Below are 16,003 nucleotides of genomic sequence, written 5' to 3' on the forward strand. Positions count from 1 at the left end.
CCAGGGTGCGCGCGGGCGATGGCCCCCATCGCCCGCTAAAATGACGCTCCCGCGGCGAGTCCATGCGTACATGGTAGTTATATTCGGCCTGAACGGGGTAACTCGATCTCACACACCATGTCCCTCTCCAACATCCATCCCCTGCCCGCGGCCGCATTGCCCGCCTCCAAGGCGGATCCCGCGCTGATGCGCGAGGTGGCCGAGTTGATGGTGTCCGCCCTCAACCTCGACACGGCCGCCGCCGACATCGCGCCCGACGAACCGCTGTACGGCGACGGGCTGGGCCTGGACTCGATCGACATCCTCGAGGTGGCGCTGGTGATTTCCAGGCAATACGGCCTGCAACTGCGTGCCGACCACGAAGACAACGGCCAGATCTTTCGCTCGCTGCGCTCCCTGAGCGAGCACATCGCCGCGCAAAGAACCAAGTGAAACCCGAATGGGCCGCACGGCTGGTACCGGTGTGCAAGGGCGCGGCGGCCGTCGCAGGGTGTATCGGCTACTCCCTTTTGGCGCACCTTGCGGCGGCGGCACCGGCACCCGGTCTGTTCGAGGCGGCCGTGGCCGTCGCGCCGGGCCTGACACTGGCGTTTTTGCTCGCCTGGCGCTCCGCGCGCAGGCCGCTCCTGCTGGCGCTGTGGGGGGCGGGCTGCCTCGGCCTGTACGGCGCCAGCGGCTGGCTGGTGGGGCACTACCACTGGGTATTTTTGCTGCAGGATGCGGGCCTGCAGGTGCTGCTGGGGCTGATGTTCGGTCGCACCCTGCGGCCGGGGCAGACCCCGCTGGTGTCGCAGTTCGCGGCCCTGCTGCACGGGTCGCTGTCGCCCGCCGCGGTGCGCTACACCCGGCGCGCGACCTGGGCCTGGACGCTGTTCTTTGCCGGCATGGCGACGCTGTCGCTGCTGCTGTTCTGGCTCGCGTCTATCGCCGTCTGGTCCGTCTTTGCGAATCTGCTGGGCCTGCCGCTGGTGGTCCTGATGTTCGTCGCGGAGTATGCGGTGCGCCTCTGCGTGGTCCCGCAGGCCGAGCGGGCCGGACTGTGGGAGGCGTTTGCGGCCTACCGACAGTCGTCGCCCGGCTTGCGGCGCCGCGCGCACTGATGCGCGCTGCAAGCGCCCGTGCGCTTTAGCCTGCCATGACCACCTTTCCGCTTGTCACGCATCGCGGCATGGACGAGGCGCTGGCGTACCGCCACGGCGAGGTCGTCACGGTCGGCCAGTTCCTGCACGACGCAAGGCGGCTGGCGGCCTTGTACCCACCGGGACGGCACGTGCTCAACGCCTGCACCGACCGCTATCACTTCACGGTGGGGCTGGCGGCCGCCCTGCTGGCGGGCAGAATCAGCCTGCTGCCGCCGACCCACACGCCGGAGATGGTGCGCCAGCTGCGGCTGTTGGCTCCCGATGTGTTTTGTCTGAGCGACGGCCTCACCACGATTGACCTGCCGCATGTCGCCTACCCCGACCCGGCGCCGCGCGGCGAGGGGCCCGAGGCCATGCCGGCCGAGGTCCCGCAGATCCCGGCCAACCAGACCGTGGCCCACGTGTTTACCTCGGGCTCGACCGGCGTGCCCCTGCCGCATCGCAAAACCTGGGGCGCTCTGGTTCGCAACATGCAGGCCGGCGCGGCGCGGCTCGGATTGGAGGGCGGGGCGCGCTACAGCATCGTCGGGACCGTGCCGCCGCAGCACATGTATGGCTTCGAGTCCACGGTCCTGCTGGCGCTGCAGGGCGGCGCCGCGCTGAGCGCCGGGCACCCCTTTTACCCGGCCGATATTTGCAGCGCCATCGCCGCGGTGCCGCGGCCCCGCCTGCTGGTGACCACGCCCGTGCACCTGCGCGCGCTGCTGTGCGCGGGCGTGGAGATTCCCGCGCTCGATCTGGTGCTGTCCGCGACCGCACCGATGCCTGCGCAACTGGCGCAGGCCGCCGAAGCCCGCCTGCAGGCGCCGCTGCTGGAGATTTATGGTTCCACCGAAACCGGACAGATCGCCACGCGCCGCACGGCCCAGGCGCTGCCCTGGACGCTGCTGCCGGACGTGCGGCTCGTCCCGCAGGGCGACCGCATGTGGGCGTCGGGCGGCCATGTCGAGGTGCCGGTGGCCTTGGGCGACGTGCTGGAATGCGTGGACGACCGGCATTTCCTGCTGCACGGGCGCAAGGCCGATCTGGTCAACATTGCCGGCAAACGCAATTCGCTGGCCTACCTGAACCATCAACTGAATGCCATCGAGGGCGTGCAGGACGGGGCTTTTTTCATGCCGGACGAGGACGACGCCGGCGCGGGCGTGACGCGCCTGCTGGCCTTCGCCGTGGCCCCGGGCCTGTCGCAGGCCGCGCTGCGCGCCGCGCTGCGCGAGCGCATCGACCCCGTGTTCATGCCGCGCCCGCTGCTGCTGGTGCAGCAGCTGCCGCGCAACAGCACGGGCAAACTGCCGCGCGAGGCGCTGCAGGCGCTGGCGCAGACCCACGACCAGACGGGACGCGGCCGGCATGCAGGATGAACCCCTGATGGTGCAAGCGCTGACGGTGCCGGCCGATCACCCCGCGTTTGCCGGCCACTTTCCGGGCGCTCCCATTTTGCCGGGCGTGGTGCTGCTGGACGCCGTGGTGCAGCGGGCGCCGGGCGCGTTGGCCGGCGTGCATCAAATCGCGTCCGCCAAGTTTTTCAGCCCGATCGCTCCGGGCGAGTCGTTGCTCATTGCGTATGCGCACACAGCCGCCGGCCTGCGCTGGGACATTGCGTGTGGCGCGCGCAAGGTTGCCAGCGGAACGCTGGTGCTGGTCACATGAGCGAATCGAGCGTGCACCCCGACGCCCCGGTGAACTGGAAGGACAGTCCGGAGCGCAGCAACCAGTTCCTGCTGCGCGTCATGTGCTGGATTTCCCTGCGCCTGGGGCGCCGGGTAGCGCGCTGCGTGCTATACGGGATTGCGGTGTATTTCCTGTTGTTCTCACCCAAGGCCCGGCTGGCCTCGCGCCGCTACCTGCAGCGGGTCTTGAAGCTGCCGGCCCCTGCCCGCGTGGGATGGCGCCATCTGTTGCGCCATTTCATGACCTTTGCCTCGGTCATTCACGACCGCATCTACCTGGTCAACGACCGCTTTGACCTGTTCGATATCGAACTGCACCGGCAGCAGCTGATCACCGACGTGCTGGCCGAGGGGCGCGGGGCGCTGCTGCTGGGCGCGCACCTGGGCAGTTTTGAGGTGATGCGCGCCGTCGGGCGCCAGCAGCCGGGCCTGCGGGTGGTGATGGTGATGTACGAGGAAAACGCCCGGAAAATCAATGCGCTGCTGGCCGCCATCAATCCGGCCGTGCAGCATGACATCGTCGCACTCGGTCACGTGAACTCCATGATGGCCGTGCATGCGCTGTTCGAGACGGGCGCCGTGGTCGGCATTCTGGGCGACCGCTCGCTGGGTCAGGACACCACGGTGTCGTTGCCCTTTCTGGACGCGCCGGCGCTGCTGCCCGTGGGCCCGTTTCGCATGGCGGCCATTTTGCGGCGGCCGGTGCTGTTCATGGTCGGGCTGTATGGCGGGGGCAACCGCTACGATGTTCATTTTGAAACGGTGGCGGATTTCTCCAGCGTTCCGGCCGGTGGCCGTGCGGCTGCGATTCAGGTTGCCATGAGCCGTTACGCGCAGCTGCTGGAGCAGTACTGCGAAGTGGCACCCTACAACTGGTTCAACTTCTTTGATTTCTGGCAGGGCGCGCCGGCGCCAGCCGCCGCACCTCACCGGACACGCCATGACTGATTCGCTGATCTCAAGACGACGCTGGTGGAGCTGCCTGCTGGCCGCTGCGGGCCTGGCCCTGGCGCTGCTGAGCGCGCCGGCCCATGCCGCCTGGGACGTGGACCGGCTCATGCAGGCGCTGGCGCAAAACAAATCGGGCCGCGCCACCTTCGTCGAGAAGAAATACATCGCGATGCTGGACAAGCCGGTGGAGTCCTCGGGCGAACTGCTCTATACCGCGCCCGACCGGCTGGAGAAGCGCACGGTCAAACCCAAGCCCGAATCCATGGTGCTGGAAGGCAGCACTTTGATGGTCGAGCGTGGAAACCGACGCTATGTGCTGGCCCTGCAGGACTATCCCGAACTGGGCGCTTTCACCGAGAGCATTCGCGGCACGCTCGCCGGCGACCAGAAAGCGCTGGCGCGCATCTACAACCTCACACTGGAAGGCAGCGAAGAGCGCTGGACGCTGACGCTGCGCCCGATTGAGTCCAAGATGGCCGCCGCGGTGCAGCGCGTTGTCATCCACGGCAGCCACGCCGACCTGCGCTCGATCGAGATCGAGCAGGCGGACAAGGACCGCTCGGTCATGACGATCACCTCGACCGCCCCGCCATGAAGCGGCCCTGGCTGCAGCGCCCCTTGCTGGCGGTCTGGCTCTGGCTCGCCGCCCTGCTGGTCTGCGGGGTCTTGATCAGCCGTGCCAGCTTTACCGCCGATCTGTCGGCGTTTTTGCCCAAGGCGCCGACGCCGGAGCAGCGGCTGCTGGTCGATCAGCTGCGCGACGGCGTGGTGTCGCGGCTGATTCTGGTGGGCATCGACGGGGCCGACGTGCCCACCCGTGCCGCGTTGTCCAAAGCCATGGCCCGGCAACTTCGGGCTGACAACCGTTTCAGCACCGTCAGCAATGGTGAGGCCGTGGCGCAGCAGCGCGACCAGGCCTTTTTGTTTGAGCACCGCTACCAGCTCAGCCCCGCGATGAAACCCGCGCACTTCACCGTCCAGGGGCTGCGCAGCGCGGTGGGCGACACGCTCGACCTGCTCGCGTCGCCCGCCGGTCTGCTGGTCAAATCCATCCTGCCGCGCGACCCGACCGGCGAATTTCCGCTGCTGCTGGAGCAGTTCGCCGGCGACGCGGCCGGTGGTGCGAGCCGGCCGCAGTCGGCGGGCGGCGTCTGGGCCTCGCGCGATGGCCGGCGCGCCCTGCTGCTGCTGCAAACGCGGGTATCCGGTTCGGACACCGATGGCCAGGAACAGGCCATGGCCGCCGTGCGCGCGGCCTTCGCCGCGGCGCAGCAGGAAGTCGCACGCCCTGCCTCGCCCTCAGCCGCCTCCGCGACGCTGGTCATGACCGGGCCCGGCGTGTTCGCGGTGAATGTCCGCGAGGTGATCAAGAAGGAAGTCACGCGCCTGTCCGCCATCAGCATTGCGCTGATCGTGACGCTGCTGCTGTTGATCTACCGCTCCGTGCGCACGCTGGCGCTGGGCCTGCTGCCGGTGCTGTCCGGGGCGATGGCGGGCGTGGCGGCGGTCAGTCTGGGGTTTGGTACGGTGCATGGCATCACGCTGGGGTTCGGCACCACCCTGATCGGCGAAGCCGTGGACTATTCGATTTACCTGTTCGTCCAGTCGGAGCAGACGGCCGCGTCCAATCGCCACTGGGTGCGCCGGTTCTGGCCGACGATCCGGCTCGGCGTGCTGACCTCGGTGTTCGGCTTTGCCTCGCTGCTGCTGTCGGGCTTTCCGGGGCTGGCGCAGCTGGGCCTGTACTCCATCACGGGCCTGCTGACGGCGGCCGCCGTCACGCGCTTTGTGCTCCCGGTGCTGCTGCCCCGGGATTTTCGCGTGCGCGACGTGTCCCGGCTGGGCCGGCGCCTGGCGCGCGTGGTGCAACGCGCCGGTGTGCTGCGCTGGGGCGTCGTCGGCCTGCTGGTGGCGGCGTGCGTGACCTTGGCGCTGCACCGGCAGACCTTGTGGAACAACGAGCTGTCGGCGCTCAGCCCGGTGTCTGCTGCGGACCAGGCGCTCGATGCGTCGCTGCGGGCCGACCTGGGCGCGCCCGATGTGCGCTACCTCGTGGTGGTGTCGGGTCGCACGCAGGAGGGCGTGCTGCGCGCAGCCGAGTCCGTGGTGGCGGCGTTGCAGCCGCTGGTGCAGGCGAACGCGATCGCCGGGGTGGACAGCCCCACCACCCTGTTGCCCAGCCTCGCCACCCAGCAGGCCCGGTTGGCGAGCCTGCCGGAGCCGGCGCAATTGAAGGAGCGGCTGCGCCAGGCGCTCGCGCCGCTGCCGATCCGGCCGGAGCGCCTGGCGCCCTTCCTGGCGGATGCACAGGCGGCACGGCATCTGCGCCCGCTCGAGCGCTCCGACCTCGATGGCACGTCGCTGGCGGTGGCGCTGGACGGCATGCTGCTTCAGCACGCTGCAGACAAAGATGGACCTGCCGGCTGGAGCGCGTTTCTGCCCTTGCACGCGCCGGTCGGTGCGGGCGGCACGGGTGTCGGCGCGATCGACCCGGCCCGCATTCGCCACGCGCTGGCCGCCTTGAATGAAGCAGATACCGGTACCCGCATCCTGTTCGTCGATGTCAAGGGCGAGGCCGATCAGCTCTACAGCGGTTACCTGCACGAGGCCATCGTGCTGTCGCTGGCGGGGCTCGCGGCGATCGCGCTGCTGCTGCTGGTCGCGCTACGTTCCTTCGCGGGCGCGTTGCGCGTGCTGGCGCCGCTGGCCGGCGCAGTGCTGACGGTGGCTGCCGGGCTCGCGCTCGCGGGCCAGCGCCTGACGATTTTGCATCTGGTCGGCCTGCTGCTGATCGTCGCGGTGGGCTCCAACTACGCGCTGTTTTTCAATCGACGCGCGCCATCGCACACGCGTCATTCGGGCGCTGCCGGGGACATCGAGGACGACGACTTGTCGGGCATCACGCCACGCACGCTGGCCTCGCTGCTGTTTGCCAATCTCACCACCGTGGCCGGCTTTGGCGTGCTGGCGTTTTCCAGCGTCCCGGTCCTGCAGGCGATGGGCGTCACGGTGGGACCGGGTGCCATCCTGGCACTGCTGTTCTCGGCCATTTTTGCCGGGCCGCGGCCGCCGGGGCGCCGTTTTTCGCAAGCCCTCTGAGCCATGGCGACGCAGACACCGGTCAAACACTGGCAGCCCGCCCCACTGCTATGGGCTTCGCTGGGGCTGCACGTCACGGCACTGATCGCCGTGCTGGCGCGGCCCGCGGTCTGGCCCTGGGCGATCAGCGCGCTGCTTGCCAACCATGCCGTGCTCAGTCTCGCGGGCTTGTTGCCGCGCTGCCAGTGGCTCGGCGCCAACTGGACGCGCCTGCCGGCCGCCGCGGCGGCGCGCGGCGAAATCGCCCTGACCATCGACGATGGCCCGGACCCGCAGGTCACGCCCGCGGTGCTTGACCTGCTGGAGCGCCACGGTGCGAAGGCCACCTTTTTTTGCATCGGCACGCAGGCCGCGCGCTACCCCGAACTGTGCCGCGACATCGTGCGCCGCGGCCACGCCATCGAGAACCACAGCCAGACTCATGGCTATGGCTTTGCGCTGCAGGGGCCGCGCGGCTTTTTGCGCGAACTGCAGACGGCCCAGCAAACACTCACGGCCATCACGGGCCGCCCGCCCGTCTTCTTCCGGGCCCCGGCCGGCCTGCGCAATCCGTTTCTGGACCCGGTGCTGCAGCGCCTGGGCCTGCAGCTGGCCAGCTGGAGCCGGCGCGCCTACGACACCCGCAATGGCAATGCGCAGGCCGTGCTGCGCATCCTGACCCGCTCGCTGCACGCGGGCGACATCCTGCTGCTGCACGACCGCCATGCCGCGCTCACCCCGCAAGGCACGCCGGTCATCCTGGCCGTGCTGCCGTCGCTGCTGCAGGCCGTGGCGGCCGCCCATTTGAAGTGTGTGACCCTGCGCGCGGCGCTGGCGTGAGCGCCCTTGTGCGGCCCCCCTGTTTGCTAAACTGGATTGACTGTCCAACACCGGCCCCGCCTCGTGCAACCCCTCTTGTTATCGCACTTCACCACGACCAGCTGCATCGGCCGCGGGCTGACCGCTACCCTGGCGTCGTTGCGCGAGCGGCGCAGCGGCCTGCAGCCGTGCGACTTCGAGGGCGCCGACCTGGATACCTGGACCGGTTCGGTGGCGGGGGTCGACGACGAGGTGCTGCGCGACGATTTGCGCGCCTACGACTGCCGCAACAACCGGCTGGCACAACTGAGCCTGCGCCAGGACGATTTTGAACAGGCCGTGCACCGGACCGTCGCACGGGTCGGGCGCCAGCGCATGGGCGTTTTTCTGGGCACCAGCACCGCGGGAATCCTGCAAACCGAACTGGCCTACCAGCGCCGCGATCCGCTCAGCGGCGCCTTGCCGGCTGACTTCCATTACGCCGCCACGCACAACCCGTATTCGGTGTCCGCCTTCGTGCGTCGCTTCTTCGGGCTCGAAGGTCCGGCCATGGCCGTCTCGTCGGCCTGCTCGTCCAGCGCCAAGGTGTTTGCTTCGGCGCGGCGCATGCTGGAAGCCGGCTTGATCGATGCGGCCATCGTCGGCGGCGTCGACACGCTGTGCCTGACCACGCTGTGCGGCTTCAACTCGCTCGGCCTGCTCTCCAGCCGCCCGTGCCGGCCGTTCGATGTCAACCGCGACGGCATCTCGATCGGCGAGGCGGCGGCCTTCATCCTGCTGGAGCGGGTCCCAGGCAGCCTGGATGCGAACGCGGTGCTGCTGCGCGGCGTCGGCGAGTCGAGCGACGCGTACCACATGTCGTCGCCGCACCCGCAGGGGCTGGGCGCGCGCCTGGCCATGCAGCAGGCGCTGGCGAGCGCCGGCCTGCCCGCCGCGCAGATCGACTACATCAACCTGCACGGCACGGCCACGCCGGGCAACGATGCGGCCGAGGGCCAGGCCGTGGCGGCCCTGTTCGGCGAGCTGGCGACGCCGTGCAGTTCGACCAAGGGCGCCACCGGCCATACGCTGGGCGCCGCGGGCGCGCTGGAAGCCGTCATCAGTGCCCTCGCGCTGCAACAGGGCCTGATGCCCGGCGGCGCCAACACCGAGCGGCTGGATGCGGCGATTGCCGTCAACTACCTGCTGGACAACCGCGCGCAGCCGGTGAGTAGCGTGCTGAGCAATTCCTTTGGCTTTGGCGGCACCAATTGCAGCCTCATTTTCGGCCGGGCCGGTTAGGGCTCCCTGCGTCATGACAGCGTCGTCTTCGTCCTCCGCATCGCCCGCGCCACTGGTCGTCTACATCGACGGCGTGGGCCTGCTCGGTCCGGGCATAGCCCATTGGGAAGAAGGGCGCCGGCAGCTCGCCGGCCTGGCGCCCGCGCGGCCGCAAAAGACCGTGCTTCCCGCGCCCGCCGCGCTGCCCCCCGCCGAGCGGCGCCGCGCCGGGGCGACGGTCAAGCTCGCGCTCGCGATCGGGCAGGGGGCCCTGCAGGCCGCGGGGCTGGAGGCGGCCCAGGTGCCTTCGGTCTTCGCCTCGTCGGGCGGCGATGGTCTGAACTGCCACGAGATGTGCGTGGCGCTGGCGTCTCCTGACAAATTCATCTCGCCCACGCGCTTCCACAACTCCGTGCACAACGCCGCCTCCGGCTACTGGGGCATTGCCACCGGGTCCATGGCGACCTCGTCGGTGCTGTGTGCCTACGACGGCAGCTTTGCCGCCGGCCTGCTGGAAGCCGTCGCGCAGGCCGTGGTGGACGGGGTGCCGGTGCTGCTGCTGGCCTACGACACCGACTATCCCGAGCCGCTGCGCAGTGCGCGGCCGGTTCCCGACACTTTCGGCGTCGCGCTGGTCCTGAGTCCGCAGCGCAGTGCGCGCAGCCTGGCGCGTTGCACGCTGCACGGCGACGCCTGCCTCACCGGTGACCCGGCCGACCAGTTGGTGGACCCGGTGCTGGAGCCGCTGCGTCGCAGCATTCCGGCGGCGCGCAGCCTGCCGCTGTTGCGCGCCGTCGCAACGCAGCAGGCCGGGCGCGTGGTGCTGGACTATCTGGACGGCTTGCGGCTGGCGCTCGACATCGCACCCTGTGCCTGATGCCATGCCGACGCCACCCATCCTGCAGCAGCTTGAGATTGCCCGGCGCATTCCGCACCAGGGCCGCATGTGCCTGCTCGATGCCGTGACAAAGTGGGACGCCGAGCGCATCGTCTGCCAGGCCAGCAGCCACCGGGCACCCGACAATCCCCTGCGCGCCGGGGGCCGGCTCGGCGCTGCCTGCGGCGTTGAATATGCCGCGCAGGCCATGGCGGTGCATGGCGCGCTGCTGGCCGAGTCCGTCGAAGCCACCTGCGCCGGCGCCGCGCCGCCGCGCGTCGGCTACCTGGCCAGCGTGCGCAGTGTGACCCTGCACGTGCAGCGGCTGGACACGATCGCATCGGACCTGACGGTCACGGCCGAGCGCCTGCTCGGTGACGCGAACCACATCCTGTACAGCTTCCGGCTCGAGGCCGGCCCGCAACTGCTGCTCGAGGGCCGTGCGGCCGTAGTGCTGGACGCGGCCCTGCTGCGCCCAGCTGACGCAGCGGCCTATTCATCAGGAGCAGCCCCTTGACCACCACCCGCAAACGAGCGCTTGTCACCGGCGGCAGCGGCGGCATCGGCGCCGCCATCTGCCGGCGGCTGGCCCAGGATGGCTTGCAGGTCATCGTCCATGCGAATCGGGGCCTGGCCGCGGCCCAGGCCTTGGTGGCGGCGATCCGGGCGCAGGGCGGCCAGGCCGAGGCGATCGCCTTCGACGTCACGGATGCGGCGGCGACGGCCGCCGCGCTGGAGCAACTGCTGCTCGAAGGCCCGATCCAGGTCGTCGTCAACAACGCCGGCATCCACGACGACGCGGTGTTCCCGGGCATGCAGCTGGCGCAGTGGCAGCGCGTGCTGGATGTGTCGCTGAATGGCTTCTTCCATGTGACACAGCCGTTGACGCTGCCGATGATCCGCACGCGCTGGGGCCGCATCATCAACATCACCTCGGTGGCGGCCCTGGCCGGGAACCGCGGCCAGGTCAATTATTCGGCGGCCAAGGGCGCCCTGCACGCCGCCACCAAATCGCTGGCGCTGGAGCTGGCCAGTCGCGGCATCACGGTCAACGCCGTGGCGCCGGGCATCATCGCCACCGCCATGAGCGAGGCGAGCTTCGACGCCGACGCCATTGCGCGGCTGGTACCAATGAAGCGGGCCGGCACACCCGAGGAAGTGGCCGACCTGGTGGGTTTCCTGGCCAGCGATCGCGCGGCCTACATCAGCGGCCAGGTAATCTCGATCAACGGCGGCATGATTTAGGCAACCTATGCAGGCATTTACCTATTCCTCCAACCCGGCCCGTGTGGTGTTCGGCGCGGGCAGCCTGCAGCACCTCGCACGCGAGATCGACGCCCTGGGTGCGCGCAAGGCGCTGGTGCTGTGCACCCCGGGGCAGCGGCCGCTGGCCGAGCGCGTGGCCGCGCTGCTCGCCAGGCGCTGCGCCGGCGTGTTCGACCGCGCCGTGATGCATGTGCCGATCGAGACCGCGCACGAGGCCCGCGAGGTGGCGCGCCGGTCCGGGGCCGATTGCGCCGTGGCCGTGGGCGGCGGCTCCACCACCGGGTTGGGCAAGGCGATTGCGCTGGATTCCGGCCTGCCGATCCTGGCCATTCCCACCACCTACGCCGGCTCGGAGATGACGCCAATTTACGGCATCACCGAAGCCGGCCTGAAGAAGACAGGCAAAGACTTGCGGGTACTGCCCCGGGTGGTGATCTACGACCCCGAGCTCACGACCGGCCTGCCCGTGGCGGTGAGCGTGACCAGCGGCCTCAATGCCATCGCCCATGCCGCTGAAGGCCTCTATGCCGCAGACGGCAACCCCATCATGGATTTGATGGCTCAGGAGGGCATAGCCGCCATCGGACGGGCATTGCCTGCTATCAAAATCAAAGCAAACGATAGGCAGGCGCGCAGCGACGCGCTGTACGGCGCCTGGCTGTGCGGCACGGTGCTCGGCCACGTCGGCATGGCGCTGCATCACAAGCTGTGCCACACCCTGGGCGGCAGCTTCAACCTGCCGCACGCCGAGACCCACGCCATCGTGCTGCCGCATGCGCTGGCCTACAACGCCGCCGCGGCGCCGCTGGCCATGCAGCGCATTGCGCGCGCACTGGGGGGCACGCAATGCGCGCCGCAAGCCGTGTTCGATCTGGCCCGAGACAACGGCGCGCCGGTGGCCTTGAAAGACATTGGCATGAAAGCGGCCGATCTCGACAAGGCCTGCGAGCTGGCCCTGCAAAACCAGTATCCGAACCCCCGGCCGCTGGAGCGCGCGGCCCTGCGCCAGCTGCTGCAGGACGCGTTCGACGGCACGCGGCCGGCCTGATTCGCTGAACCCCCAACTCCCCCCAGGAGACCACCATGCGCAACCTCAACCAGGACAACCTCACCGAGGCTGTCGTTGCCCGCCTGGCCGACACGCCGGACCCGCGCCTGAAGGAGATCATGACGGCGCTGGTGCAGCACCTGCATGACTTCGCGCGCGAGGTCAAGCTGACCGAGGCCGAGTGGCGAAGGGGCATCGAGTTCCTCACGGCCACCGGCCAAAAATGCACCGGCACGCGCCAGGAGTTCATCCTGCTGAGTGACGTGCTGGGCCTGTCGATGCTCACCGTCGCGATGAACAACGACAAGCCCCGAGGCTGTACCGAGGCCACGGTGTTCGGTCCGTTCTACGTGGAAGGCGCGCCGCACTACGAGAACGGCGCCGACGTGGCCAATGGCGCCAGCGGCACACCGTGCCAGGTGCGCGGCAGCGTGCGCGGTCTGGACGGGGAACCCGTGGCCCACGCCACCCTCGAGGTCTGGCAGGCCGATGAGGAGGGTTTTTACGACGTGCAGAAATCCGGCCTCGACCACGCACAGGCGCGTGGCGTGCTGCACGCGCGCGGCGACGGCAGCTTCGACTTCAGGACCATCGTGGCCGAGGCCTACCCGATCCCGACCGACGGCCCGGTGGGCGACCTGCTCAGGGCCACGAAGCGTTCCCCGTGGCGGCCCGCGCATCTGCACTTCATGATCCGGGCCGAGGGTTACGAGACGCTGGTCACCCATGTCTTTCGCAATGGCGACCCCTACCTCGATTCCGACGCGGTGTTCGGCGTGCGCCAGTCGCTGGTGGCGGATTGGGCGAAGCAACACGATGGCAGCTACCTGCTGGAATACGACTTTGTGCTGAACCCGCTCCATTGAGGCCCTCGGGGCGACCTCTTAACGGCCTCTCAGGCGCCGCACCAGCAGCCAGGGCAGGCGCAGGATAAAGCCGAGCAGCAGGCGGCTGTGCATCCAGGTCAAGAGCGCGTTGTCGCGCCAGTAGTTGAAGTGCGAGACACCGCCTTCGTCCGCGCTGAAGTACTGGACGCGGGCCGGCAGATTCACCGGCGGCACGCCACGCCAGCACAGGCGCACCACGACCTCGGGGTCGAAATCGAAGCGCCGCATCCAGCGCCGCCCGTGCATCACCTGGCGCAGCGGCGCGATCGGGTACACGCGAAAACCGAACAGCGAGTCGCCAATGCCGGCCCACAGGGTTTCCAGGTTGGCCCAGCCGTTGGAGAGCTTGCGGCCCTGCACGCGCAGGCGCGGCGCGCTGGCGTCGAACACCGGCACGCCCAGCACCATGGCCTGAAGCTGCCGGGCGGAGGCGGCCATGAAGGCCGGAATCAGTTCGGCCGGATGCTGGCCGTCCGAGTCCAGGGTCAGCACATGCGTGAAGCCCTGGGCGGCGGCGGCATCGATGCCGTGCAGCACGGCGGCGCCCTTGCCCCTGTTGCGCGGCAGTACGAGCACGCGCAAGCCGGCGTCCTGGCTGGCGAGGGCCTGCAAGCCCTGGGCGCTGCCGTCGGTGCTGCCATCGACCACGACCCACACGGGGGTCCATCGGGCGCGCGCGGCGCGCACGGTGTCGTACACCTTGGGGCCCGGGTTGTAGCTCGGAATCAGGACCAGGTGCGTGCTGGAGGGTGCTGGCGGCGTGGCGCCCAAATCATCCGTCATGCGCTGCCGCCATGCGACCAGTCGCGCGCTCGCTGCCCGTCGCGCGCGGCCGTGCCAGCCGGCCGGTCCGTGAGCGCAGCATCCGCCAGTTCGGCCTTGAAATACTGCTCCAGTTCCCGCGCGAAAGCCGCCACGTTTTTCGGCGGATCGAAGCGCTTGCCGAGTCGGACGCGGTAGCGCACCGGCATCGGCGTGCGGCGAAACAGGGCGGATTCCTTGCCCAGGAAGGCGGCATCGGTGGTTTCGATGAACACGGTCTGCACCGGGGCTCGTGCGTATTTGGCGATCAACCCGGCGGTGCCCTGCAGCCGGTTCACGGGTGCGCGCGTGGTGCGCGTGCCCTCGGGGAACAGCAGCAGATGGCTGCCGCCGCGCACCTCCGTCACGGCCCGGCGCACCATGGCGTGCAGCGAGTCGTTGCGGATATAGCGCGCCAGCCGCGCCCCTGCGCCGAACAGGATATTGCGCATGAGCTCGGCCTTCATGACGCAGGCCACATGCGGCACGCGCGAGATGACCATCAGCGCGTCGAGCAGGGAAGGATGGTTGGGCGCGATGATGCAGGCCGGCTGCTTGCGCAGCGCGTCCAGCGCGCGCAGGTCGAAGCGGCACGCGCCGATCCACGTCAGCAGCCGCAGGTACACACGAAAGGTCAGGCCGGCGCTGTAGCGGCCCAGCCGCAGCCCTGGCGCGCGGGGCAACAGGTAACTCAGCGGCAGCGCCAGCAGCGACCAGGCCAGGCCCATCACCGCCAGCAGGCCCAGGCCCAGGCGCAGCCGGACGGCGTCAACCAGCACGCGCCAGTGGGCCGGTCGCATCAGGGGGTCCCGGGCCCGGCCACGGCCGCGGCTTCATCCAGGGTGCGGATGTTGGCGCGGCGACGGCGCAGGGCCTGCCAGCTGCGCTTGAAGTGGCGTGCGCAGGCGGCGTAGTAAATGCCCTTGAGGACCAGCAGCGAGCCCCAGATCGGCGTCTTGCCGAAAATATCACCCGCCAGCATCGACAACAGCGCCTCCTTGACGCGCAGCACATTGCGCGGGCCCATGAACAGGTCGCGCATGCTTGGGTTGGTGACCCGATAGATGAACCAGGAAAACTCCTTCGGGCCCAGCCGGGCCTGCCGGTCGAAGTGTTTGAGCGCGGCGCGTGCGCGCGCCGGCTCGCGCAGGCAGACATCCACCGTGTCGGCCGCGCAAAAGCCGTTCTGCATGGCCAGCATCACGCCGGACGAAAACACCGGGTCGATAAAGGCAAACGCGTCGCCCAGCAACAGGTAATTGGGGCCGTGGGTCTGGTCGCAGGCGTAGGAGAAATTCCCCGTGGCCTCGACCGGCGTGACGCGCGCGGCCTCCACCAGCCGCCCGGCCAGCGCCGGGCACAGGGCGATCGTGTCGAGAAAGAAATCATCGAGCGGCTTGTCGCGCGTTTTCAGGTAGTACGGCCAGACCACCGCGCCCACGCTGGTGGCGCCATCGGCCAGCGGGATGAACCAGAACCAGCCATGCTCGAACCAGAACACCGTGATGTTGCCGGCGGCTTTGCCCGGCTGGCGCCGCGCCCCGCTGAAGTGGGCATACAGCGCCGCGCTGTTGTGCTTGGGGTTGCGCCGTTTGGTGTCGAACTTTTTACCCAGAAAGGTGTCGCGCCCCGACGCATCGAGCACGAAGCGCGCGCGCCAGGTCTGGCGGCGCCCGTTGTCGTGCTGGGCCTCGACGGTGGCGCCCCGGTGGTCCGCATCGAACGCGACGGCCTGCACCCGGCAACCCTCGATCACCTCGGCGCCCTTGCGGGCGGCGTTGCGGATCAGGATGTCATCGAACTCGGAGCGCCGCACCTCGTACGAATGCGGCATGGATTTGTCCCAGGCCTCGGCAAACTGGAAGGTCTGCGATGATGGCGCATGCCAGGGCGACACAAATTCGGCGCCCCATTTTTCGATCGACACCGCCCGGACCGCGTCGGCCACGCCCAGCTTGTCGAGTAGCGGCAAATTCGCCGGCAGCAGCGACTCGCCGATGTGAAAGCGCGGGTGATGGGCCTTTTCCAGCACCGTCACCTGGTGGCCGCGCTGCGCCAGCAAGGCGCCTGCCGTGGCGCCGGCCGGGCCGCCGCCGATGATCAGGACATCGCATTCGCGAGCCGGCGGGGCGGTGGCGGCCGCGGATGAATGTTGCTCGACCATCGGGCGTCCTGTCTGGTGGGTAGTGTCCGCAGGCCCCGCG

Annotated in this window: 15 protein-coding genes and 1 pseudogene; 13 read left to right on the forward strand and 3 right to left on the reverse strand. The window is 69.3% G+C overall.

Annotated elements, in window-relative coordinates; all coding sequences use genetic code 11:
- Positions 1 to 117: 117 nt before the first annotated feature.
- The 13 genes and pseudogenes from B0E49_RS08990 (at position 118) to B0E49_RS09055 (ending at position 12,977) form a co-directional block, all read left to right on the forward strand.
- Positions 118 to 432 (forward strand): phosphopantetheine-binding protein, encoded by a 315-nt coding sequence (locus tag B0E49_RS08990; protein WP_077561855.1) that lies wholly within the window; start codon positions 118 to 120, stop codon positions 430 to 432.
- Entirely contained in the window at positions 429 to 1,100 is a 672-nt protein-coding gene (locus tag B0E49_RS08995; protein ID WP_077561856.1) for a COG4648 family protein, read from the forward strand. Before B0E49_RS08990 ends, B0E49_RS08995 begins: the two co-directional genes overlap by 4 nt.
- Before the next feature lie 35 nt (positions 1,101 to 1,135).
- A pseudogene (locus tag B0E49_RS09000) lies at positions 1,136 to 2,792 on the forward strand (AMP-binding protein).
- Entirely contained in the window at positions 2,789 to 3,760 is a 972-nt protein-coding gene (locus B0E49_RS09010; RefSeq protein ID WP_077561859.1) for a lysophospholipid acyltransferase family protein, read from the forward strand. The pseudogene B0E49_RS09000 and the gene B0E49_RS09010 overlap by 4 nt, the downstream one beginning before the upstream one ends.
- Positions 3,753 to 4,358 carry a LolA-related protein gene (locus tag B0E49_RS09015; protein WP_077561860.1) on the forward strand — a complete coding sequence of 202 codons (606 nt, stop codon included), beginning with the start codon at positions 3,753 to 3,755 and terminating at the stop codon, positions 4,356 to 4,358. The genes B0E49_RS09010 and B0E49_RS09015 overlap by 8 nt, the downstream gene beginning before the upstream one ends.
- A complete protein-coding gene (locus tag B0E49_RS09020; RefSeq protein ID WP_077561861.1) occupies positions 4,355 to 6,862 on the forward strand; it encodes an MMPL family transporter in 2,508 nt (835 codons plus the stop codon). Before B0E49_RS09015 ends, B0E49_RS09020 begins: the two co-directional genes overlap by 4 nt.
- Positions 6,863 to 6,865: 3 nt before the next feature.
- Positions 6,866 to 7,681: a polysaccharide deacetylase family protein gene (locus tag B0E49_RS09025; RefSeq protein WP_077561862.1), complete on the forward strand. Its 816-nt coding sequence runs from the start codon at positions 6,866 to 6,868 to the stop codon at positions 7,679 to 7,681.
- 63 nt (positions 7,682 to 7,744) lie between these two features.
- Positions 7,745 to 8,941: a beta-ketoacyl-[acyl-carrier-protein] synthase family protein gene (locus B0E49_RS09030; protein WP_077561863.1), complete on the forward strand. Its 1,197-nt coding sequence runs from the start codon at positions 7,745 to 7,747 to the stop codon at positions 8,939 to 8,941.
- A gap of 13 nt (positions 8,942 to 8,954) precedes the next feature.
- Positions 8,955 to 9,797, forward strand: coding sequence for a beta-ketoacyl synthase chain length factor (locus B0E49_RS09035; protein WP_077561864.1), 843 nt, complete (start codon positions 8,955 to 8,957; stop codon positions 9,795 to 9,797).
- Between the two features lie 4 nt (positions 9,798 to 9,801).
- Positions 9,802 to 10,314, forward strand: coding sequence for a hotdog family protein (locus B0E49_RS09040; RefSeq protein WP_077561865.1), 513 nt, complete (start codon positions 9,802 to 9,804; stop codon positions 10,312 to 10,314).
- Complete coding sequence (fabG, locus tag B0E49_RS09045) at positions 10,311 to 11,042, forward strand: 3-oxoacyl-ACP reductase FabG (protein WP_077561866.1); 732 nt, start codon at positions 10,311 to 10,313, stop codon at positions 11,040 to 11,042. Before B0E49_RS09040 ends, fabG begins: the two co-directional genes overlap by 4 nt.
- 7 nt (positions 11,043 to 11,049) lie before the next feature.
- Positions 11,050 to 12,111: a maleylacetate reductase gene (locus tag B0E49_RS09050; RefSeq protein WP_077561867.1), complete on the forward strand. Its 1,062-nt coding sequence runs from the start codon at positions 11,050 to 11,052 to the stop codon at positions 12,109 to 12,111.
- Between the two features lie 35 nt (positions 12,112 to 12,146).
- Positions 12,147 to 12,977 carry an intradiol ring-cleavage dioxygenase gene (locus B0E49_RS09055; protein ID WP_077561868.1) on the forward strand — a complete coding sequence of 277 codons (831 nt, stop codon included), beginning with the start codon at positions 12,147 to 12,149 and terminating at the stop codon, positions 12,975 to 12,977.
- Between the two features lie 18 nt (positions 12,978 to 12,995).
- Here B0E49_RS09055 and B0E49_RS09060 read toward each other — a convergent pair whose 3' ends face one another.
- Genes B0E49_RS09060 through B0E49_RS09070 form a run of 3 tightly spaced genes read right to left on the reverse strand, consistent with a single transcriptional unit; the run spans position 12,996 to position 15,963 of the window.
- Positions 12,996 to 13,781 carry a glycosyltransferase family 2 protein gene (locus B0E49_RS09060; protein WP_077561869.1) on the reverse strand — a complete coding sequence of 262 codons (786 nt, stop codon included), beginning with the start codon at positions 13,779 to 13,781 and terminating at the stop codon, positions 12,996 to 12,998.
- Positions 13,778 to 14,599: a lysophospholipid acyltransferase family protein gene (locus tag B0E49_RS09065; protein WP_077561870.1), complete on the reverse strand. Its 822-nt coding sequence runs from the start codon at positions 14,597 to 14,599 to the stop codon at positions 13,778 to 13,780. Before B0E49_RS09065 ends, B0E49_RS09060 begins: the two co-directional genes overlap by 4 nt.
- The gene (locus tag B0E49_RS09070; protein WP_077561871.1) at positions 14,599 to 15,963 is read right to left on the reverse strand and encodes an NAD(P)/FAD-dependent oxidoreductase; all 1,365 of its coding nucleotides are present in this window, start codon (positions 15,961 to 15,963) and stop codon (positions 14,599 to 14,601) included. Before B0E49_RS09070 ends, B0E49_RS09065 begins: the two co-directional genes overlap by 1 nt.
- Positions 15,964 to 16,003 lie beyond the last annotated feature (40 nt).

Origin of the sequence: Polaromonas sp. C04 (assembly GCF_002002705.1) — a bacterium.
In the GTDB taxonomy this organism is placed as follows: Bacteria; Pseudomonadota; Gammaproteobacteria; order Burkholderiales; family Burkholderiaceae_C; genus Rhodoferax_A.